Annotated in this window: 17 protein-coding genes; 8 read left to right on the top strand and 9 right to left on the bottom strand. The window is 72.9% G+C overall.

Annotation, left to right across the window (positions count from 1 at the left end; genetic code table 11):
- Positions 1 to 64: 64 nt before the first annotated feature.
- The 3 genes from ACIGW2_RS27120 to ACIGW2_RS27130 form a co-directional block, all read right to left on the bottom strand.
- Positions 65 to 874 (bottom strand): hypothetical protein, encoded by an 810-nt coding sequence (locus tag ACIGW2_RS27120; RefSeq protein ID WP_399846614.1) that lies wholly within the window; start codon positions 872 to 874, stop codon positions 65 to 67.
- Positions 874 to 2,175: a VWA domain-containing protein gene (locus ACIGW2_RS27125; RefSeq protein ID WP_391655412.1), complete on the bottom strand. Its 1,302-nt coding sequence runs from the start codon at positions 2,173 to 2,175 to the stop codon at positions 874 to 876. The genes ACIGW2_RS27120 and ACIGW2_RS27125 overlap by 1 nt, the downstream gene beginning before the upstream one ends.
- Before the next feature lie 77 nt (positions 2,176 to 2,252).
- On the bottom strand, positions 2,253 to 2,807 hold the full coding sequence (locus tag ACIGW2_RS27130) for a hypothetical protein (RefSeq protein ID WP_391655413.1): 555 nt from the start codon (positions 2,805 to 2,807) through the stop codon (positions 2,253 to 2,255).
- A gap of 216 nt (positions 2,808 to 3,023) precedes the next feature.
- Here ACIGW2_RS27130 and ACIGW2_RS27135 point away from each other — a divergent pair, with 216 nt between their 5' ends.
- Positions 3,024 to 3,734 (top strand): GntR family transcriptional regulator, encoded by a 711-nt coding sequence (locus ACIGW2_RS27135; protein ID WP_391655414.1) that lies wholly within the window; start codon positions 3,024 to 3,026, stop codon positions 3,732 to 3,734.
- 138 nt (positions 3,735 to 3,872) lie between these two features.
- Here the strand turns inward: ACIGW2_RS27135 and ACIGW2_RS27140 are convergent, their stop codons facing one another.
- Complete coding sequence (locus ACIGW2_RS27140; protein ID WP_361581946.1) at positions 3,873 to 4,505, bottom strand: carbonic anhydrase; 633 nt, start codon at positions 4,503 to 4,505, stop codon at positions 3,873 to 3,875.
- 290 nt (positions 4,506 to 4,795) lie between these two features.
- On the opposite strand from ACIGW2_RS27140, the gene ACIGW2_RS27145 reads away from it, so the two are divergent.
- The 5 genes from ACIGW2_RS27145 to ACIGW2_RS27165 all read left to right on the top strand — a co-directional run bounded on the left by ACIGW2_RS27145 (position 4,796) and on the right by ACIGW2_RS27165 (position 10,138).
- Complete coding sequence (locus tag ACIGW2_RS27145) at positions 4,796 to 5,908, top strand: SDR family NAD(P)-dependent oxidoreductase (protein ID WP_399846615.1); 1,113 nt, start codon at positions 4,796 to 4,798, stop codon at positions 5,906 to 5,908.
- Positions 5,847 to 6,356 (top strand): SRPBCC family protein, encoded by a 510-nt coding sequence (locus tag ACIGW2_RS27150; RefSeq protein ID WP_399846617.1) that lies wholly within the window; start codon positions 5,847 to 5,849, stop codon positions 6,354 to 6,356. The genes ACIGW2_RS27145 and ACIGW2_RS27150 overlap by 62 nt, the downstream gene beginning before the upstream one ends.
- Positions 6,343 to 7,956 carry a phytoene desaturase family protein gene (locus ACIGW2_RS27155; RefSeq protein ID WP_399846619.1) on the top strand — a complete coding sequence of 538 codons (1,614 nt, stop codon included), beginning with the start codon at positions 6,343 to 6,345 and terminating at the stop codon, positions 7,954 to 7,956. Before ACIGW2_RS27150 ends, ACIGW2_RS27155 begins: the two co-directional genes overlap by 14 nt.
- A gap of 104 nt (positions 7,957 to 8,060) precedes the next feature.
- Positions 8,061 to 8,951, top strand: a complete 891-nt coding sequence (locus ACIGW2_RS27160; RefSeq protein WP_391655418.1) for an oxygenase MpaB family protein — start codon at positions 8,061 to 8,063, stop codon at positions 8,949 to 8,951.
- A 107-nt stretch (positions 8,952 to 9,058) separates the two neighbouring features.
- Positions 9,059 to 10,138, top strand: a complete 1,080-nt coding sequence (locus tag ACIGW2_RS27165) for a YihY/virulence factor BrkB family protein (RefSeq protein ID WP_391655419.1) — start codon at positions 9,059 to 9,061, stop codon at positions 10,136 to 10,138.
- Between the two features lie 18 nt (positions 10,139 to 10,156).
- Here ACIGW2_RS27165 and ACIGW2_RS27170 read toward each other — a convergent pair whose 3' ends face one another.
- From ACIGW2_RS27170 to ACIGW2_RS27180, 3 genes are all read right to left on the bottom strand, one after another.
- Entirely contained in the window at positions 10,157 to 10,873 is a 717-nt protein-coding gene (locus ACIGW2_RS27170) for a flavodoxin family protein (RefSeq protein WP_391655420.1), read from the bottom strand.
- Positions 10,874 to 11,104: 231 nt separating this feature from the next.
- On the bottom strand, positions 11,105 to 12,103 hold the full coding sequence (locus tag ACIGW2_RS27175) for a recombinase family protein (protein WP_391655421.1): 999 nt from the start codon (positions 12,101 to 12,103) through the stop codon (positions 11,105 to 11,107).
- Positions 12,104 to 12,392: 289 nt separating this feature from the next.
- On the bottom strand, positions 12,393 to 12,989 hold the full coding sequence (locus ACIGW2_RS27180) for a TetR/AcrR family transcriptional regulator (protein ID WP_391655422.1): 597 nt from the start codon (positions 12,987 to 12,989) through the stop codon (positions 12,393 to 12,395).
- Between the two features lie 153 nt (positions 12,990 to 13,142).
- Here ACIGW2_RS27180 and ACIGW2_RS27185 point away from each other — a divergent pair, with 153 nt between their 5' ends.
- Both ACIGW2_RS27185 and ACIGW2_RS27190 read left to right on the top strand, forming a co-directional pair.
- Positions 13,143 to 15,680, top strand: coding sequence for an MMPL family transporter (locus tag ACIGW2_RS27185; RefSeq protein WP_399846621.1), 2,538 nt, complete (start codon positions 13,143 to 13,145; stop codon positions 15,678 to 15,680).
- 118 nt (positions 15,681 to 15,798) lie between these two features.
- The gene (locus tag ACIGW2_RS27190; protein WP_391655424.1) at positions 15,799 to 16,095 is read left to right on the top strand and encodes an antibiotic biosynthesis monooxygenase family protein; all 297 of its coding nucleotides are present in this window, start codon (positions 15,799 to 15,801) and stop codon (positions 16,093 to 16,095) included.
- 265 nt (positions 16,096 to 16,360) lie between these two features.
- On the opposite strand, the gene ACIGW2_RS27195 is transcribed toward ACIGW2_RS27190, so the two are convergent.
- Both ACIGW2_RS27195 and ACIGW2_RS27200 read right to left on the bottom strand, forming a co-directional pair.
- Positions 16,361 to 19,432, bottom strand: a complete 3,072-nt coding sequence (locus ACIGW2_RS27195) for a Tn3 family transposase (protein ID WP_399846622.1) — start codon at positions 19,430 to 19,432, stop codon at positions 16,361 to 16,363.
- An 88-nt stretch (positions 19,433 to 19,520) separates the two neighbouring features.
- Complete coding sequence (locus ACIGW2_RS27200) at positions 19,521 to 20,885, bottom strand: alpha/beta fold hydrolase (RefSeq protein ID WP_399846624.1); 1,365 nt, start codon at positions 20,883 to 20,885, stop codon at positions 19,521 to 19,523.
- Between the last annotated feature and the right edge of the window lie 17 nt (positions 20,886 to 20,902).

The raw sequence follows: 20,902 nt of genomic DNA on the forward strand, positions 1-20,902 counted from the left end.
GGGCCGGAGGGCCGCACCGGCTGATCGGTGCGGCCCTCCGGTCTTCGTGCGGGCGGTCGGGTGGTCAGGCGCTCGGGGGGACGTGCGCCGGGCGGCCCGAGCCGCGGGTGAGGGTGTACCCGGCGAGACCCGCGAGGGCGGCGAGGACGCCGCCCGCGGCGGTCCACAGCCAGCGGTCGGACCACCAGCCGGAGGACCAGCCGTCCTCGGGGGCGCGGGCCTCCACGGCCTTCGGGTCGGTGGCGCCCGGCACCAGGGGCACGGCGAGGGCGCCGTCCGTCGCGTAGGCGCCGCCGAGATCGCGGGAGGTGGCGCCGACGCGTACGGAGAAGGGCTGGCCCGAGTCCTCCTCGGGCAGCGACGTCACGGTCAGGCGGACGAAGTAGCTGCCCGGCAGCGGGTCGTTCGACCAGGCGTCGGCCGCCGAGCGGACCGGGCGCAGGGTACAGGAGAGCTCGACCGTGGCCGCCTCCTTCGCCGCGGTGCGGGACTGCATCCCGTACACGCACGGCTGGCGCCTGCGCAGCCCGTCGTACACGTCGATCCGCCAGGCCGAGGCGCCGTGCCGCAGGCTCGCCTCGGGCAGCGTGACGGTGGCTGTGACGGTCGGCCGCTGACCGGTGTCGGCGGGGAACGCCCAGTACAGGTAGTCACCCGTGGCCGCCTGTGCGGTGGCCTGCTGCTCCTGCCGGAAGAAGGCGGCGGTACGGAACGAGGTGCCGGCCTCGGTCGGCCCGGCCTCGGCCGCCGCGCCGCCCGCGCTGCCGCTGGGGGTCGGGGTCGCCGTGTCGGCGAGGCCGGCCGGCGCGGCCGGACCGAGCAGGGCCGCGCCCGCCAGGGCGACGGCGGCGAACAGTCTGCGTGCGGTACGCATCAGTGGGTCCTCCAGACAGCGACGCGCCAGCGGGACAGCCAGCCCCAGATCAGACCGCCGAGGAAGCCGGCGAGCACCAGCGCGCCGAGCAGCCACCAGCCGCGTCCCAGGCCGAAGGAGGCGGCGTCGGAGGCGGAGCCGGGGCCGTCGACGACGTCGACCGCCAGCTCGACCGGCATGCCCGGGGTGGTCTTCACCGACGGGGGAGCGGAGAAGGAGTTGCTGACCTGGAGACAGACCGTCTCGGCCGCCGACTTGGTGTCGTCCGCCAGGGCGGCCTCGTCGTCCTTCTTCGGATAGCGCAGACCGGTCGAGAGGACGTCGGTGCGTCCGTCGCCCGCCTCGGAGCCGCGGACGATCTCCCGGCCGTGCAGCGTGACGGCCCGCAGCAGCACGCCGTAGTCGTTGTTCACGGCCCGGTCGGCGGAGACGCTGACCGAGGCGCGCAGCTCCTGGCCGGGCAGCACGTTCACCCGGTACCAGCGGTGCTGTCCGAAGGCCTGCCGGTCGGTGTAGAGGCCCGGCTTGAGCACGGGCGCGTCGGCACAGCGCCCGGCGCCCTCGGTGGCGACCGGGGTCACCACGGGGTCGGCGGCGCGGTCGACGAGCTGCCGCACGCGGCCGGACAGTTCCTCGGTGCGGTGCACCGAGGTGTAGGTGCCGCCGGTGGCCTCGGCGATGCACATCAGCTGGCGGCGGGTCTTGAGGTCCGGCACCAGACCCAGGGTGTCGATGACCAGGTGGATGCCCTTGGCGGCGATCTCCCGGGCCACCTCGCACGGGTCGAGCGGGGCGCAGGTGTCCTCGCCGTCCGTGATGAGCACGATCCGCTTGGTCGCCTCGCCGCCCTTGAGGTCCTCGGCGGCGCCGAGCAGCGCGGGGCCGATCGGGGTCCAGCCGGTGGGCGCGAGGGTGGCGACGGCCGTCTTGGCCTCGGTGCGGTCCAGCGGCCCGACCGGGTACAGGGCGCGGGTGTCCTTGCAGCCACGCTGCCGGTCCTGGCCGGGGTAGTCGGCGCCGAGGGTGCGGATGCCGAGTCGCACCTCCTGCGGGACGGCGTCCAGGACCTCGTTGAAGGCCTGCTTGGCGGCGGCCATCCGGGACTGTCCGTCGATGTCGCGGGCGCGCATCGAGCCGCTGACGTCGAGCACCAGCTCGACCTTGGGGGACTCCTTGGGGGTGTCCGAGGCACCGGGGCCGGCGTCTGCGGCGGCGGTGGGCGCGGTGGCCGGAAGGAGTCCGACGGTCAGGGCGGCGAGCAGCGCACAGGCTCCGGTCGCCAGCCGTTTTCTCGTGATCATCGGAGGATCGTAGGGATGATCGTCCGAAGAACCAAAACCGGGTGGTGAACCCCTGGCCAGAGCTTCTTGACCGGGGGTCAGGACTGGCTGTTGAGGAAGCCGATGAGGGTCGCGCCCCACCAGCCGAGCTGGCTCAGGCCGGCCACGGCGGCGGACCGCAGCAGCAGCCGGCGCGGCACCGCGCCGCGCCCCCGGAAGCGTTCGAGCAGCTGGCCGAGCCGGTGCGCGTGCAGTCCGTTGAGGGTGACGGCGAGGACCAGGCCGAGCTTGACGAGGGTGAGCGGCGAGCCCAGGTCGGGGTGGAGGAAGAGACCGCTGACGGTGAGTCCGCCGAGGCCCGCCCAGATCGGGGTCTGGAGCGCGCAGGCCGTGTCGAGGACGCCGGCGAGCGGGCGCCGCCCGGTGAGCCAGAGGACAGCGAACCAGTCCACCGCGAGCACCGCGCCGAGGCCGGCGACCAGGCTCGCCACGTGCACGAAGCGGGCGGCCGTCTGGAGGGTCGCGTCCGCGTGGACATGGCCCGAGGTCCAGACGGAGGCCGCGAGGAAGCCCGCCGTGAGCACGCCGGCGGCGCTGAGCAGCCAGCCGGAGGTGAGGTGGGGGAGCGGCTCGTCGGGGACCGGTCTCGGCATGGCGTGTTTCTCTCGACTGGCTGGAAAGGGAGGTTAGGTAAGGCGAAGCTAAGTGTCGGCCGAGTTCACGTCAAGTGCACGTGACCGGGATCGCGCCACCCGCGACCGGACCGCCCGCCCCGGTGGCATACCGTGAGCCGATCGGCACCGGAGGACCGCGGCACCGGCGCACCGGCGGACGGCGGGCGCGCGGACCGCGGACGCAGGGGAGGACGGATGGCAGCACACGCGACCGGAACACCGCAGGCCGGCCCCGCCGCGCCCGCGGGAGGGGGCGGCTGGCTCCGCGACCAGGTCTGCGAGGGACTGCGCGACCGCATCATCACCGGACGGCTCAAGCCCGGCGACCGGCTCGTCGAGCGGGACGTCGCCGAGGACTTCGGCGTCTCCCGCGTCCCCGTCCGCGAGGCCATCCGCATCCTCATCGGCGAGGGCTTCCTCCAGGCCGTCTCCCAGCGCCGCATCGTCGTCCGCGAGCTGTCCCGGCAGGACGTCGAGAACCTCTTCGACATGCGCGAGGCCCTGGAGGTGCTCGCGGTCCGCCGCGCCGCCGAGCGGCGCACCGACGCCGAACTCGACGCCCTCGCCCTGCTCCTCGCGGAGGCCCGCGCCGCGACCGACGCCGGCGGCCCCGAGCGCCTCTCCCGCGCCAACACCGCCTTCCACGCCCACATCGTGCGCATCTCGCGCAACGAACTCCTCACCACCACCCTCGAATCCCTCGAAGGCCGGCTGCGCTGGCTGTTCCAGCAGGTCGACGACCCGGAACCGCTGTGGGAGGAGCACCGCCTGCTGTACGAGGCGATCGACGCGGGCGACCCCGACGCGGCGGCCGACCTCGCCCTGCGCCACGTGCGCCACTACCGCGAGGTCGCGCTGCGCCTGCTGTTCGCCGAACCCGCGGGCCCCGCCGGTTCCGGCGGGTAGCCCCTCGGGGCGCCGGGGGGGCCCGCCCGGGGGCGGCACGGCCGACCGCGCGAACGGCCGGCGGGCCCGTGCCGCGCCGTCTCGTCCGGCCCGGCGGGGGGGCGGACGAGACGGTTCCTCCTCAGGCCGGACCGCGGGTCACGACGCCGGGGACTCCTGGAAGGTGCGGCCACGGGTGGCGACGCGGCGGACCTCGCCCTCCGCGAGGGCGTAGCCGAATCCGACGACGGCGACCTCGCCCGTCTCGACCTGGTCGGCGAGGACGCGGGAACGGTCGAGGAGCAGGTCGACGGTGTGCCGGATGTGCTCGTCGATGATGTCGCTCTCGGCGGTCAGCCCGGCGGTGCGGGCGGCGAGGATGCTCGGCGTGACCCGCTCCACGACGTCGCGGACGAAACCGCTCGCCGCGAAGCCGTCCTCGACGGCCGCGCGACCGGCGGCGACGGCACCGCAGGAGTCGTGACCGAGGACGACGACGAGCCGCGCTCCGAGGACGGTGGTCGCGTATTCGATGCTGCCGAGGACCTCGGTGCCGAGGACATGGCCGGCGGTGCGGACGACGAAGAGGTCACCGAGCCCCTGGTCGAAGATGATCTCGGCGGCGAGGCGGGAGTCCGAGCAGCCGAGGATCACGGCGAACGGTTCCTGGCCGGGAGCCAGCTCCGTGCGGCGCGCGGCATCCTGGTTCGGATGCGAGGGCGCGCCGGACACGAAGCGGCGGTTGCCGGCGAGCAGGGAGTCGAGGGCGACGGCAGGAGAAGTTCTGGGCATGTGCTCAGCTTATGATCCTTCTTCTCCCGGGCGTCAGCGCACCCTGCCGGTCCGCGGGGAAGTCGGGTCACCGGCCGCTCGGGACAAGGGCGCCGTTCCTCCCGTCTCCGCCACGGCTGCGGCCACCCGCCGCCCCCCCGGTGCGACCGGGCGTCGTCCGGCCGGCCCGTCCTCGCCGTCACTCGGGCGGCGTCGGCTTCCGCGGGAGAAAAGGACGCATGCTCGGCCGCGGACCGGGTGACACGCCGGGAATGAACCGTCTACGACGCGGAGTCCCCCCGGGACTCGTCGTGGTGGTGACCGGCGCCTCCAGTGGCATCGGCCGGGCCACGGCCCTCGCCTTCGCGCGGCACGGCGCGCGGATCGTCCTGACCGCCCGCAGCCCGCGGGCGCTGGAGCACGTGGCGGCCGACTGCCGGGCCGCCCACCGGGCGACCGTGGCGGTTCCGGTGCCGGCCGACGTGACGGACGCCGAGGCGCTGGAACGGCTCGGGCGGACGGCCCGCGCCCGCTTCGGCCGGATCGACGTGTGGGTGAACGCGGCCGGCGTGGGCGTGCTCGGCCGCCTCACCGACGTGCCGCTCACCGACGTGCGCCGGCTGTGGGAGGTCAACGTCCTGGGGACCCTGAACGGCGCCCGGGCCGCCCTGCCGGTGATGCGCGACCAGGGGCGCGGGGTCCTCGTCGACATCGCGTCGGTCCTCGGCGGGGTCGTCCAGGCGCCCTACATGGGCGCCTACGCCGCTTCGAAGGCGGCCCTGGTGACGCTCGACGAGGTCCTTCGCCGGGAATTGGCGCTCGCCGGCGCGGACGGCGTGCGCGTCTGCACCGTCCTGCCGGCCGGGGTCGACACCCCGTTCTTCGCGCACGCGGCGAATCGCACCGGCCGCGAACTGCGCGCCCTGCCGTCCGTCGCGACACCGGAGCGCGTGGCGGACGCCGTGCTGCGTGCGGCCACCCGCACCCGGCCGCCACGGCGCCTGGCCGTCGGGCCCGGAGCGCGGCTCCTGCCCGCCGCCCACGCGACCGCCCGCCGGCCCACCCTCCGTGTCATCGCCTGGCGTACCGAACACCACTATCTCGGCCCGCACGGCTCCGCCGCCGACACCCCGGGCCGCCTGTGGACGCCGTCCGGCGACTCGGCCGCGGTCCGGGGCGGGCGGCACTCCGGCGTCCGGTCGGCCGCCCGCGCGGCGGCGCTCGGGGCGGCCGGAACGGCGGCCGCGCTCGCCGTCCTCCGGGCCGCGCACCGCATCCCGGCCCGCACCCCGCCACCGCCGCGCCGCGTCGGCGCCGCACCACCCGCCACCCCACGCGCCCACCACCCCCGAGGAGACCTCCATGGCTCGATGGCACCGGCTGATCACCGCGACCCCGGAGGACGTCTGGGCCGTCCTCGGTGACGGCTCGCTCTACGCGCACTGGGTGGTCGGCACCCACGACACGTGGGATCGCGACGGCGACTGGCCCGCGGTCGGGTCCGAGCTGGGCTACACCGTGAAACTGGGCACCTGGACGATGAAGGGCCGCACCATCTCCCGGCTGTGCGAACCCGGACGCCGCCTGGAGCTGGAGGCGGTCAACCCGCTCGGCAGCGCGCGCATCGGCATCCGGACCCTGCTGTGGGGCGACCGCTGCCTGGTCCTGGTCGACGAACACCCGCTGCGCGGACCCGCCGCTCCGCTGCACAACGCCGCCCTGGACGCGCTCCTCCGCTGGCGGAACCGGAACATGCTCGCCCGACTGGACCGCGCCGTGCGGGAAGCGGCGGAGCGGACCGGCGGCTCCGGGCAGGCCGCGACGGCCGGCCGCGCCGGCAGACAGGGGGAAACGGGCGATGGGCACGCCTGACGCCGTCGTGATCGGGGCCGGCCCCAACGGCCTCGTCGCCGCCAACGTCCTGGCCGACGCCGGCTGGCACGTCGTGGTCCTGGAGGCCCAGGACGAACCGGGCGGGGCCGTCCGCAGCGACCGCGGCGTGCACCCCGACTACGTCCACGACCTCTTCAGCGCCTTCTACCCGCTGGCTGCCGCCTCCCCCGTCCTCGCGAAGCTCGCCCTGGAGCGCCACGGTCTGCGGTGGCGTCACGCCCCCTCGGTCGTCGCCCATCCGCTGCGCGACGGCCGGTGCCCGGTCCTGGAACGCGACGTCCGCCGCACCGCCGCGTCCCTGGACGCGTTCGCGCCCGGGGACGGAGCGGCATGGGAACGCCTCGACCGGCTGTGGCAGCGGACCGGAGACGCCCTGGTGCACTGCCTGTTCACCCCGTTCCCGCCGCTGCTGCCAGGGCTGCGCCTGGCCGCGCGCACCGGACCCGACCTGCCGCGCTTGGTGCGCACCATGCTGCTGCCCGCGCGCCGCTTCGGTCAGGAGCACTTCGCGGGGGACGGCGGCCGGCTGCTGATCGCGGGCAACGCCCTGCACGCGGACCTCGGTCCGGAATCCGCGTTGGGCGGCGGTTTCGGCTGGCTGATGTGCATGCTCGGGCAGTCGTACGGCTTCCCGGTGCCGGTCGGCGGGGCCGGCATGCTCACCCGGGCGCTGGTGGCCCGGCTGCGGGAGCGCGGCGGCGAACTGCGCTGCGGCACTCCCGTGACCCGCGTGGTGGTGCGCGGCGGCAGGGCCGTCGCCGTGCGGACGGACGACGGCACGGAGGTCCCGGCCCGCCACGCCGTCCTCGCCGACATCCCCGCGCCCTCGCTCTACCTCGGGCTGGTGGGGGAGGAGCACCTGCCGCCCGGGACCCGAGCGGACCTGCGCCGTTTCCAGTGGGACTTCGCCACGGTCAAGGTGGACTGGGCCCTCGCCCGGCCGATCCCCTGGGCCTGCGAGGCGGCCCGGGGCGCGGGCACCGTGCACGTGGCCGACGGTGTCGACGCGCTGACCCGGTTCGCCGGGCAGCTCGCGACGGAGCACGTGCCGGACGTGCCGTTCAGCGTGCTCGGTCAGATGACGACGGCGGACCCCAGCCGTTCCCCGGCCGGTACGGAGTCGGCGTGGGCGTACACCCATGTGCCGCAGCACGTCAGCGGGGACGCCGGACCCGACGGCATCGAAGGACGGTGGGACGAGCGGGAGAAGGAGGCGATCGCCGGCCGCGTCGAGGCCGGCATCGAGCGCCTCGCCCCGGGTTTCCGGGCCGCGATCGCGGCGCGCAGGATCCTCGCGCCGCCCGACCTGGAACGGCGCGACGCCGCCCTGGTCGGAGGCGCCGTCAACCAGGGCACCACCAACCTGCACCAGCAGCTGGTCTTCCGCCCCCTGCCGGGCACCGGACGCCCGCGCACGCCCGTGCGGGGCCTGTACCTCGCGTCCGCGACCGCCCACCCCGGCGGCGGGGTCCACGGCGCGCCCGGCGCCAACGCGGCCCGCGCCGCCCTCAGGGCCCACCCGCTCCGGACCCGTCGGCGCCGACCGGCGGACGGGGGTTCCGTCGAGGGGCGCGAGTGACCGGGCGAGGTCGGGGGCCGGGGTGGGGGGCCGGGGCGGTGAGGGGGCGGGGAGACGTCGGCCGGGACGGCCTCGCTCCCGGCCTTCCGGCGCACACTGGAGGAGTGTTCACGTCCTTGCCGCCCTGCGTCGGCGCGCTGCGGGGGCGGGCCGGTGAGGCGCTGATCCACCGGGTCGCCGGCCCGACCGCGCACGAGAAGCGGGCACGGATCCACGGCACCCCGGGGCCGCGCTGGTTCGGGCCCGAGCGCCCGGTGCGGATCGTCCACGCGGACGCGGCGATGTACGTCGGCGGGCTCGCCGCGCTGCTCCTCCAGTCGCTGCACCCGCTCGCGATGGCGGCGGTCGCCGCGCACTCGGGCTTCGAGAGCGACCCCTGGGGGCGGCTCCAGCGCACCAGCACCTTCCTCGCGGTCACCACGTTCGGCACCGCCGAGGACGCGGAGCGGGCGGTCCTCCGGGTCCGACGGGTGCACGACACGGTGCGGGGCCGGTCGCCGCAGGGGGTGCCCTACCGGGCGTCCGACCCGCATCTGCTCGCCTGGGTGCACGCGGCGGAGACCGCCTGCTTCCTGCGGGCCCACCAGCGCTACGGCCGTCACCCGCTGGACCCGTCCGCGGCCGACGGCTACGTCGCCGACATGGCCCGGGTCGCGCGCCGGCTCGGCGTCCCCGACCCGCCGGAGACCACCGCTCGGCTGACGGCCGTGCTCGCGCGGTACCGCCCCGAGCTGAGCGGCACCGCGCAGTCGCGAGCCGCGGCCCGCTATCTGCTGGCCCGGCCTCCGCTGCCCTGGCCCGCCCGGCTCCCCTACGCGTTCCTCGCGGCCGCGGCGGTCGAGCTGCTGCCCCCCTGGGTCCGGGCCCGCCTCCGCGTGCCGTACGCCACCCGTCTGCTGCTGCCGCTCGCCCGCCCCGGGGGCCACGCGGTGGTCTCGGCGATCCGCTGGATCCTGAACGCGATGCCGCCGCCCGCCGCCCCGGCGGAGGCCTGACGGCCCCGCCGCGCGCCGGGCCCCGCGGTCGAGGTCCGTCCCCCCCGGACCGGAATCCGGCACGGCCAGGAGGATTCGACTCCGCGCGACGCGGTTACCCGCACGGCATGACACGGACACGGCATCAGGGGCGCGACGGGCACGACCAAGGGCGCCGGCACGGCCGGCCGGACCGGCCGGCCCCCGACTCCGCCTCGGGCACCGGCCCGGGGGCACCGCCGCTCCCCGGCGGGCCCACCGACCTGCCGAGGAGGTCCTGGTGGCAGGCGCTGAAGCGGACGGTGGCGGAGTTCAAGGACGACGAGCTCACCGACCGGGCCGCGGCGCTCACGTACTACGGGATCCTGGCCCTGTTCCCCGCGCTGCTGGTGCTGGTCTCGATCCTGGGCATCGCGGGGAAGTCGGCGACGCGGAGCGTCCTGGACAACCTGACGAAGCTCACGCCCGGATCGGTGCGCGATGTCGTCACCGACGCGGTCACCCAGTTGCAGGGCGGCGGCGGCACGGGATCCGTGATGGCGATCGTCGGTCTGCTCCTCGCGCTGTGGTCGGCGTCGGGGTACGTGGCCGCGTTCATCCGCGCCGCCAACGCCGTCTACGACATCCCCGAGGGCCGCTCGGTGTGGAAGGTCACGCCCCTGCGGGTCCTGCTGACCCTCGTCCTGATGGTCCTCGCCTGCGTCAGCGCGCTGATCGTGGTCTTCACCGGCACGCTGGCCACCCGGGCGGGCACGGCACTGGGGATCGGTGACACCGCGCTGACCGTGTGGTCGATCGCCAAGTGGCCGCTCCTGGTGGTGCTGGTCGCCCTGATGATCACGATCCTGTACTGGGCGGCTCCGAACGCCAGGGGCCGCGGCTTCCGGTGGATCACACCGGGCAGCTTCCTGGCCCTGGCGATCTGGATGGCCGCCTCGGCGGGCTTCGCGCTGTACGTGGCGAACTTCGGCTCGTACAACAAGACCTACGGCACCCTGGCCGGCGTCATCATCTTCCTGATCTGGCTGTGGATCACCAACCTCGCGATGCTGCTGGGCCTCGAGTTCGACGCCGAACTGTCCCGCGAGCGCGCGATCGCCGGCGGCCGTCCCGCGGACGAGGAGCCCTACGTCGAGCCCCGCGACACCAGCGCGTGGAGCGACAAGGACCGCCGGGACATGGACCGGAAGGGCGGCGACGGCGCGTGACCGGGCGGTGGGGGCGGGTCAGCGGTGCTCGGGGTTCGCGAAGTCCGGGCGGCAGCCCGCGTCCCAGGTCGTGCGCTGGTTGCCGTGGGCCGGGATGCCGCCCGAGCGCTTGATCAGCGCCGCCAGGTGCATCAGGTTCCACGCCATGAAGGACGTGTTCCGGTTGGTGAAGTCGTTCTCCGGACCGCCCGAACCCGGATCCAGGTACGAGGGCCCCGGGCCCGCCTCGCCGATCCAGCCGGCGTCCGCCTGCGGCGGGATGCTGTAGCCGAGGTGCTGGAGGCTGTAGAGGACGTTCATCGCGCAGTGCTTGACCCCGTCCTCGTTGCCCGTGATCAGACAGCCGCCGACCCGGCCGTAGTACGCGTACTGCCCCCGGTCGTTGAGGAGCGCCGAGCAGGAGTAGAGCCGCTCGATCACCTGCTTCATCACCGAGCTGTTGTCACCCAGCCAGATCGGGCCGCACAGCACCAGGATGTCCGCGGCCATCACCCGCTCGTACAGCCCCGGCCAGGCGTCCGTCTCCCACCCGTGCTCCCTCATGTCGGGCCACACCCCGGTCGCGATGTCGTGGTCCACCGCACGCACCAGCGAGGTGGTCACGCCCTGCGCCGTCATCACCTCCCGGCTGCGCTCGATGAGCCCCTCCGTGTTGCTCACCTCGGGGGAACGCTTGAGCGTGCAGTTGACGAACAACGCGTTCAGGTCGTCGTAGCGGTACGCGGACGCGTCCATCGGCGGGCTCCTCGAAGGCGGGGACGGCCCTCCCACCCTGCGCCGTTCGGCCCCGCCGGGCCATCGCGGCGGGGCCGAACGCGTGAGCGGGGCGGCGGACGGCGACTACCGGAGCAGGAAGGCCTCCGCCGCGGCGGCCCCGTTGCCCCTGCTCTGGGTGGAGTGCCCCGAGCCCTCGACGAGGCCCTGTTCTCCCGAAGCTGCCGTGAAGTGACATGTAGCTCTCTGTGATCAGAGTGACGCTCGGTCAGGGAGAGCGATGCGGGGTTCGGGGGCCTCGCCGGCCTCGAGGGCGGCGTGCGCGGCCTCGATGGCTTCCGGGTACGCCTCGCGCTTCGCGTGCTCTGCGAGCGCCCGGTAGATGCTGGCGGCGGAGGGGTTCTGGCCCTTGCGCTTGCCGGTGGGGATGAACAGGTCGGGCTGGATCTGCTCCACGGACTCGCCGTTCGCCCGGCGTCGCAGGACGGTGTGGAGCATGTCGTCGGTGATGACCGGCGGCCGGCCGCCGTGCTTGCCCTTGCGGGCCGCAGTGTCGAGTCCTTCCAGCGTCGACTCGCGGATGTTCTCCCGCTCGGTCTCCGCCATCGCCGCGAAGAACGCGAACAGCAGCTTGCCGGGGCCGGTGGGGTCGTAGATGCCGGGCAGGGGCCCGGCGAGCATCTCCAGGACCAGGCCGTGGGCGGTGAGGTGGTCGGCGAGCGCGGTGAGTTCGGCGGCGTCGCGGCCGAGCCGCTTCATCTCGTACACGGTGAAGATGACCCGGCAGTGCGGGGCGTGCGCCTTGACCTCCCGCGCGGTCCGCAGGGCCTCCTCGAACTTCGGCCGTACGCGGACGCGGGTGCTGATCTTCTCGCTGAAGATCTTGTCCCTCGGGATGCCGTGCTTACTGAGCGCGTCGAGCTGGGAGTCGAGTTCCTGCCCGAGCGTCGAGCACCGCGCGTACCCGATGCGGATGTCGGCGCTCGGCAGGTCCGGATCGATCGGCTCCGGCGGCGGGGTGCCCGGCCGCCACGGCCGGCCCGGGCCGCGGTCGGCCGGGGTCGGTACCCGCAGCAGCTTCGCGAGTCGGGGCACCTTCGTGAAGCGGCGGGTGTGGTAGGCGGAGGCGACCGCGCCGCCGCGCGAGCGGCAGGGTGAGCCGGGCTGCGCGTCACACTTCGGACAGGTGTGCTGTTCGACGTCGTCGGCGTCCGACCGGCCGGTTGGGGAAAGCTGCTGAGGGTCCGTCATGGGCCCGGATTTTCGCACAATGCAAGTCTCAGAAGGGGGCCTGTCCCGCTTTTGAGTGAGAACGGGTTCTGCGAACGAATCCGGCTTCGGCGGAGGTCCGGCAGCCCGTTTCTGATCATGCTCGCGCAAAGGACCGTTTGTGCGAGCGGGTCAGTGCGTGCAGCCCATGGCTTTAGCTCGCATGTGAGCCGCCAGCGGTCTGCGTCACGGTCCGGAACGGCTCAAGATCGGGCTCGTTCTGCCAGGGCTTCGCTATCGACGGGTCTGCGAGCCGCCCGGGCGGGGTGCGTCACGGGTGCTGCGGCGAGTCGTCGTCCGCGAGCAGTCGACGCGTCGCTCCCTCCGCGAAGTCGGACACGGTCGTCAGATCGTCGCCCTGGTCGATTCTGCGGATGCATGCATCGACAACTGCCTGGACCACCGCCACGGTCAGCTCGGGCTGTGGCTGACCCAGTTCGCGCACGACCCGGGCGAGCGCCTCATGTAGCGAGACGTGCAGACTCCTCACCCGCTCCCGCGCCGAGGGAGAGAGCGAGCCGCGCGAGAGCGCGGCCCGCCAGCCGTGGGTGCCGCGAGCTGCCTGTTCGAGGTTGGCCCTGACGTAGGCGGCAGCCTGGGCGGCGGGCGTGGTCTCGCTCGCGATGGCCTGCTCCACTGCGTCGATCCAGGCGGGGAATTCGCGGGTGACGACGAGTTCGAGCAGGTCGTCGATGGAGTTGAAGTAGCGGTAGATGCTGTTGCGGGCGATCCCGGCTCGCGCGGCAACCGCTCCGGCTGTGAGGGCTTCGACGCCGCCCTCTTCCAGTAGCCCCTCGGCCGCATCGATCAGCCGCGCGAGCCGCTGGGCCCGGTGCTCCCGGACACTGCCAGCTTCAATCTTGGGCATTTTCTCCGCTTCACCTCGGACACTGTGCCGTCTCCCGCCAACCTACCCCCACCCCCGAGAGGCTGAGAGAGCGTGTTAGCTTGACAGAACTTAGAGACACCCTGTCGCTAAGTTCTGTCCGTGCTTCCTGCCGAAGGCTGCCCGATGCAACCGATGAACTCCCCCGCTCTGCTCCGATGTCTCCTGGGATCGAAGAAACGCGCCGCCGTGGTGGTGGCCTTCTGGGTCCTGATCGCGGGCCTCCTCGCCGGGGTCGCCCCGACCCTGGAATCCGTCGAGGACAACGCGTCCGCCAACCTGCCGCCCGCCGCCTCGGACTCGATGAAGGCACGTGATCTCGTCCGCGCCCAGCTTCCGGGCCAGGACGCGACGCCGGCAATCATCGTGGTCCGCGGCAAGGGCACCGACGCCGCGGCGAGCGCCACACAGGCGGTCGCCGCCATCACCTCGGCCCTTTCCGGAACCAGCCGACCCGACCATGTCGTGAGCGTGGTCTCCACGGTGACCGCTCCCGACGCCGTAGCCGAGCTGGTCTCGCAGGACCGCGGTGCCCAGCTGATCATCGTGCCCATGAAGGGAAGCCCCTCGGACGAGTCCTTCCAGAACGCGGTCGACGCGGTGCGTGACCTCGCCTCCGACCGGGCCGGGCCCGTCGACGTCGCAGTGACCGGCCCCGCCGGGATCGCCACCGACACCGTGAAGGTCTTCAGCGGCGGTGACAAAGTCCTGCTACTGGCCACCATCGTGCTCGTCCTGATCATCTTGCTGGCCATCTACCGCTCGCCCCTGATGGCGCTCGTACCGCTTCTTGCCGTGGGCGTGGCTATGCGCGTGGCGGAGACCCTCGGCGCGATTCTCGCGGACGCCGGAGTCATCACGGTCAGCTCCCAGACCGCCTCGATCATGACCGTGCTGCTGTTCGGGGTGGGCACGGACTACGCGCTGATCATCACCGCCCGCTACCGCGAGACCCTCCTCGACGAGCCGGACCGCGCCCGCGCGATGCAGACCGCCGTGCGCCGCACTGCCGAGTCCGTCCTCGCCAGCGCCTCAACCATCGTGCTCGCCATGTTCGCCCTGCTCGTGGCCGTTTCCCCGGCACTTCACGGCTTCGGACCGTACCTCGCCCTGGGCGTGGCCGTCATGGCGCTGGTGGCGTTCACCTTCATCCCCGCCCTGGTCCTCCTGCTGGGCAGGGGCGTCTTCTGGCCCGGGGGCATGGACAAGGCCGCCGAACGCAGTCGCGGCGCAGGCATCTGGCACCGCATCGCCGCCCTGGTCGCACGGGCCCCCGTCAAGGTGGCCTCGGCCGTGATCGCACTCCTCGTGGTACTGAGCGCGGGACTGCTCGGCTACCAGGAGAGCTTCAACACCCTCAGCGGCTTCCGCGCCGCCACCGAGTCGGAGCACGGGCAGCACCTCATCCAGGAGGAATTCGGGCCCGGCGAGATCGCCCCCAGTACCGTCGTCGTCCATGCCCAGGACAACCTGCGCTCCAGCCCCGCACCCGCCGACATCGCCACCGCGCTCACCGATGCCGATCACGTCAGCCGTGTCGCAGACCCCCGCATGGGCAAGGACGGCAAGACCGTCTTCTACGAGGTCGTCCTCGACCTCGACCCCTACAGCTCCAAGGCACTCGATGCGATCGGTCCCCTCAAGCAGGCCACGCAATCCGCAGCCCAGGCCACCGGAGTGCAGGACGCCACGGTGCTCATCGGCGGCGAGACCGCGCAGAACGCCGACATCCGCTCCGCCCTCGACCGCGACACGACCTTCATCGTGCTCCTGGTCCTGGCCATCGTCACCGCGGTGCTCGTCCTGCTGCTCCGCTCGCTCCTTGCCCCGCTCTACCTGGTCGCGACCCTGATCCTGTCGTTCCTGGCCACCCTGGGCGCCACCACCTTCTTCACCGTGACCGTCCTCGGTGACGACGGCATCGGCAACCGCGTCACCGCGTACATCTTTGTCTTCCTCGTCGCGCTCGGCGTCGACTACAACATCTTCATCATGAGCCGGTTCAAGCAGGAACTGCGCACCCAGCCCCCGGCGAAGGCGATCACCGCCGCCCTGACACGCACCGGCGGCGTCGTCTCCTCCGCGGGCCTCATCCTCGCGGCGACCTTCGCCGTCCTGATGACCCAGCCGATCCGCGAACTGTTCCAGTTCGGTTTCGCCATGGCCTTCGGCATCCTGCTGGACACCTTCCTCATCCGCCCTCTCCTGGTCCCCGCCATCGTCCGCATGCTCGGCGACCGCGCCCTGTGGCCCGCACGCCCAGGCACCCCGCAGACGCCTTCCACGCCCACCTCCGAACCGCCTTCCGCCGACGTGCCGGCCGCACGGGCTGCCGAGACCGGCTCCAGCCGTCTGCTGCGCGCGTTCACCTGGATCGCGGTCATCGAAGCGTGCACGTGGGCGGGTCTGCTGGTCGGGATGTACCTCAAGTACATTCCCGAAACCACCGAACTCGGCGTGCGGATCTTCGGCACCCTCCACGGCGCCGCCTTCATCGTCTACGTGTTCCTGACCGTCCTGGTCGCGATCCGGCTGAAGTGGCGGCTGGGCCGGACCACGATCTTCGCCCTGCTGGCCGCCGTACCCCCGTTCATGACTGTCGCGTTCGACATCTGGGCCCGCCGCACAGGCAGGCTCCCTCAGCCGGCCGCGGCCCCGACCCCGGCCCTGTAACCGCACCCCGCAGAGGGACTCGTTCGGACACGCGGTGCACATCATCGCCATCGCCGTGCGGGCCTCGGCCGGGCGGGACAGCCACCGACATCACGTCAACAACCGAGAGAAGACAGGAATGATCACCGCCGTCACCGAGTTCACCGTCGCCGCGCCCGCCCAGGACGCGTTCGAGGACCACTTCACCGCCAGCATGCGCGCCACCCTTACCGACGTGCCGGGGCTGCGCAACGCACGGCTGCTGCGTCCCCGCAGGGGCGCACACGGCTATCTGGCCGTCCTCGACTTCGAGGACGACGCCGCGTTCACCGCCTACACCTCGTCGGAGGCATTCCGCGCCGCGCACGCCGACCCCACCCACTCGCTCTCCGACGACAACCGCGTCACGGTCTTCGAAGCGGTCATGCAGGTCTGACGTTTTTGGGTCCCGCGGATGCCGGAACAACTCGCGCGGCCGAGCCGCGCGGGATGACGCAGACGGCGCCTCCTGACCGCACTGCGGCAGTGGTGACCGCCGAGTCGAGCAAGGGTGGTCCCTCGGAGTCACGGGCAGTGACTCCGAGGGACCACCCTTCCCTGTGCTTTCCGCGGTGGCGCAAGAAACTGCTGGCCCCGGACCCAGCGCCTCACCCTAAAGAACGATCTAATCGCTCCCTGGACAACGCCGGGAGTACGGACCGTCAGGATGCCGACCCGGCCGCACCCTGCATCGCCAGTCCGGGAACCCGCGTATCGGACACGGCACGGGGCCCGGGAACCAAAGACGTCGCGGCAGTGAGGTCGAGGTGGGAATTCATGTCCAGCTCGAACCGGCCGTAGGGGTTCACATGAGTCCAGAACAGCGGTGACAAGGCCCGCCGGTCGGCGTCGGAGAGCCGCTTCTGCCACTTCTCCTCGCCCAGGATGTCCTGGAGGAGCAGTGTGTTGACGTGCACCAACGCGGACTGGAGCAGGTGCAGGGCGAGCATGGACACCTCCTGGGACTCCTTGTCCGAGCCGGTCAGGTCGCCGTCCTTGCCGTAGAACAGGTCGCGGTTGGCGCTGTTCCAGTTCTCCACGACCTGGAGCCCGTCGTTGATCTCCCGGCGCAGCTCGGCGTCGGCGAGGTAGTCACAGATGAACGCCGTACGCACCGCCCGGCCCAGTTCTTCGATCGCCCTGTAGGTGGGGTGCTTGGGTCCGCCGCGGGTGAAGCGGCGCAGCACCTGCTCGGCCTCGGTGGTGCCCAGGCGCAGGGCGGTGGTGTACTTCACGATCTGGTCGTACTGCCGGCGGATCAGGTCCCAGTCGATCGTCTTGGTCGACAGCACCGGCGCCAGGTGCGGCCACTTCTCGTCCTCCCCGGCCGCCGGCCGGTACAACCTGGCCGAGCCGACGTTCTTCAACCGCGGGAGCAGGTTGAAGCCGAGCATGTGGGCGAAGGCGAACCCGACGATGGAGGCGCCGTGCGTGTCGGTGTACTGCCGGTCGATCTCCACGTCCGTGCAGTGCCGCAGCACCCCCTCGATCATCGCGGCGACCTCGGAGGCCGAGCAGGACTTGAGCTGGCTGTAGACGCACAGCGACTTCTTCTCTACGTGCCAGTAGATCATCACCCCGGGGCCGCGGTAGCGCTGGTGCCACTCGGTCATGAAGTTGCTGGACCAGGAGCCGAACTTCTTCGAGTCGCTCGCGCAGGCGGTGCCCTCGCCCCACCACGCCGCATCCCGGGCGACGAAGGTGGCGTTGACCAGCCGCACCAGAGCCGCGCGCAGGTTGGTCCGGTTGACGAACAGGTGCCGCACCCGGCGCAGGACGGCCTCGCTCTCGCCGTGCTTGCCGGTGACCGCGACCCGCTTGATGCCCATGTTCGTCCCCAGCGCGAACAGCACCAGCAGCAACCGGCGCCGCAGCACCGCCTTCGGGACCGCCTCCCTGGTGGCGACCGAGGTGAATTCGCCGGTGAAACCGGTGGCGAACTCGGCCTCCTTGAGGACGTCGATCAGGTCGATAGTGCCCCAGCGGCGTTCGATCTCCGCCTTCAGCGCGACGAGGTTCTCCGGCTCCTCCTGCTTGCCCAGCTTCGGAACCCTGATCCACGGCTCACCGTGCCGGCGCACGATCTCCACTCCGCCCGTGGTGCCCAGCTCCAGTGCGGTGTCGAAGCGGGTCAGCGCATCCCGCAACCGCTGATCGAGGGCCTCGATGAACTTCTCCGGGTCCTGCGGCTGGCGGATCGCGTCGTAGTGCACATCGCGGTTGTCCTCGAAGTCCGGCGGCAGGTCGTCCTCCGGGTTCTGCCACCGGGCCGCCCCCGGCACCCAGATCTCCCGCCGCCGCAGCGCGTCCCGCAATGACACCAGCACGCACAGCTCGTACGGGATGCGCTCTACCCGGCCCCGCTCATCCACGACCGCCTTGCGCCACTCCTCGCGCACCACCCCGGCCAGCGGGATCTTCTCCGCCTCGTCGAAGAACGCTCCCTCCTTGGCGATGGGCTGGTCCAGATACCGCTTGAGCAAGTCGATGGCGTCCATCACCGGCCGGTAGGCGGTGTTGTTGCACTTCAGCTCCAGCGCGTTCAGCAGCGGCGAGAGCATCCGCCGCCAGTGGTTGGAGTACGACGAGCGCAGCACCGTGCGCACCCGGGCCCGGTAACGGGCCTCGTTCGCCGCGGCCGCCGCCGCCAGCGCTTTCAGGGTGGACTCCCCGGCCACCGGATAAATCACCTTGCGGACCGTGCCGCCCGGCTCCGCCACGGCAGCCTCCGCCAGCCGCAGCAGGATGCCCTCCTTGCCGCGGACCCGCTTGAGCTCCTTGTTGAACTCGCCCTCGACCTTCTTCTCCGCCCGCGTGTTGATCTTCTGCACGAGCTGGATGAACAGCTCCACCAGCGAGTCGGTGATCTCCGTCTGGCGCACGTAGCACAGCGCCGCCAACAGCGTGTACCGCACCGGCCCGGCCGCCGCCCGCATGTCCGAGGGGTATTCCTTCGCCGCCCGCGCCCGCCAGGCCGCCACCAGCTTCTCCGACACGTCCGCGAACAGCTCCGGCGGCAACTCCAGCGCCCGCACCCGCTGAAGCTTGTTCACCTCCGCCAGCAAGCTGTCCAGCCCCAGCGCGCCCGGGTCCGCCTTCAGCTCGGTGAAGAAGGTGCCCCCACCGCCCGCGCTCTCCACGTCCGCGCCGGCGTCCTCGGCGATCAGATCGTCCAGCCGCGAGCGGGTCGCCGCCGACAGCCGCCCCACGGTGGCCGCGCAGAACCGTTCCTCGAAGGTGCTGATCGCCGAGCCCACCAGCCGGGCGATACGCCCCGGCGTCGGCGGCTCCAGCCGGCCCTTGCGGCAGCGGGCCACCACCGCCTCCGCCAACCGGTCCCGGTTCAGCTCCACCCCGCACAGCTCGACCGCCAGCCACTCGGCAAGCTGGGCCTGGTCCTCCTCGGTGCACTCACGGAAGCCGAACGCGCCCCGGATCTCCATCCGGTGCCGCTTGATCGCCCGCCCCGACCAGTCGTACGCGGCCCACTCCTCCGCCGCCACCTTCACCTGCAGGGCGACGTACGACACCACCGGCACCGGGACCTCCTCGGCGTCCTCCGGGAACCGGGCCTCCACCTCGAAGAACTTCAGCAACAGCGCGAACCCCAACCGGTTCGCCCCCGACTTGTTCCGCAGCCGCTCCTGGTCATCCTCCAGCAGCGTCCAGACCTCGATCAGGTCCTCCGGCTCCCACTCCTGCCGCACCCTGGCGCCCTCCGGTCGTCGTGTCATGACACGACCAACCTGGCCGAGCGCGGCCTTCGGGAAGGTCAGAAGATCGAAGCGGCTGACAAGCTCACTCCTGATCCACTACAGAGAGCTACTTGTCACTTCGCGGCAGCTTCGGGAGAACAAGGCCGACGACCGTGAGCTCCGCCCGCGGGGTGGCGGCGGCGACCGCCCTGGCCCAGTCGAGCGGGGTCGACAGGTCGCGGTCGCCCGCGAGCAGCAGCACCGGCATGGTCAGGGTGCGGCCGGGAGCGGGCCGGTTGGGGCGGGTGGACGGCCAGGGGAGACAGGTCTGCGGAATGCCCTGGGCGGCGGCGGTCTCGCGGAGGAACGGCCACACGTCGGCCGGCCGGATCCGGGCCACCGCCTTCCGGAGCGCCCGCTCGCGGCCCTCGACCGGCGCCGAGGAGTCGCCCCACGGCCAGCGCGAGTCGGCGCACAGCGTGGCCGCGTGCAGCCCGGCGCTGAACTCCTCCGGCGGCTCGCCCGAGGACTCGGCGAAGCCCGCCACGAGCCCGTCGAGCCGGGTCCGGTCGCCGCCCGCCGAGGCGTGCAGCGCGGCCAGGATGCCGAACCGCGGATCGTCGAGCTTCGGGTCGATGATGCTCGCCAGGACCAGCAGGTTGAACACCCCGACCCCGTTGCCGTCCCGGCGCACCACCTTCGCCAGGTCCGCCGCCGGGTCGAAGCCGCACCCCTGCTCGCGGCAGGCCGTGCGCAGCACCTCGGCCGAGCGCCCGAAGCCCGCCTCGTACAGCACGCCCGCGCCGTCCAGGGGCACCACCGAGTCGAGCACCAGCCGGCGCACCCGCTCCGGGTGCGTCAGCGCGTACTGCCCGGCGGTGAAGGTGCCGTACGACACCCCGTCGAGGGTCCAGGACGCCACCCCGAGCGCGCGCCGCAGGTCCTCCAGGTCGGCGACGGTGTCGGCGGTGGTGTAGAGGCCGCGGCGCGGGCCGAGCGCCTCGGCGCAGGCGGTGACGGCGCCCGGGCTCGGCGGCACCGTGTCGCTGCCGCCGACCTCCTTCTGCAGCGCCGGGCAGTCGACGGCGGTGCCGCCGGTGCCGCGCTGGTCGATCATCACCAGGCGGTACGCGGCCAGGGCCTTCGGCAGCCGGGCGCGGATCCGCTCCACGAACGGCACGCCGGGCTGGCCCGGCCCGCCGGTGAGGAAGAGCAGCGTGCCGCGGGGCGCGTCGGCCGGCCCGTACAGCGCGGTCCGCAGCTTCAGCGTGCCGGGCACGGCCCCGCCGCGGTCCAGCGGCACCGTCAGATCGGCGCAGGTGACGTCCGGTTGCCCCGGGCACGGCCGGTGACCGGTCAGGGCGGGCGCGCCGGTCGCCGCCGCTCCACCGGCACCGCTCGTGTCCCCGGCCGCGCCGGGCGCCGAGACGGCGCAGGCCGCCGCCGTCAGGATCGCCACCAGCGCCGTACCGGCTCTGCTCAGCAGGGTCATCGTCGGGTTCCCCCGTT

It is taken from the genome of Streptomyces sp. NPDC053541, from assembly GCF_044544705.1.
GTDB lineage: Bacteria > Actinomycetota > Actinomycetes > Streptomycetales > Streptomycetaceae > Streptomyces.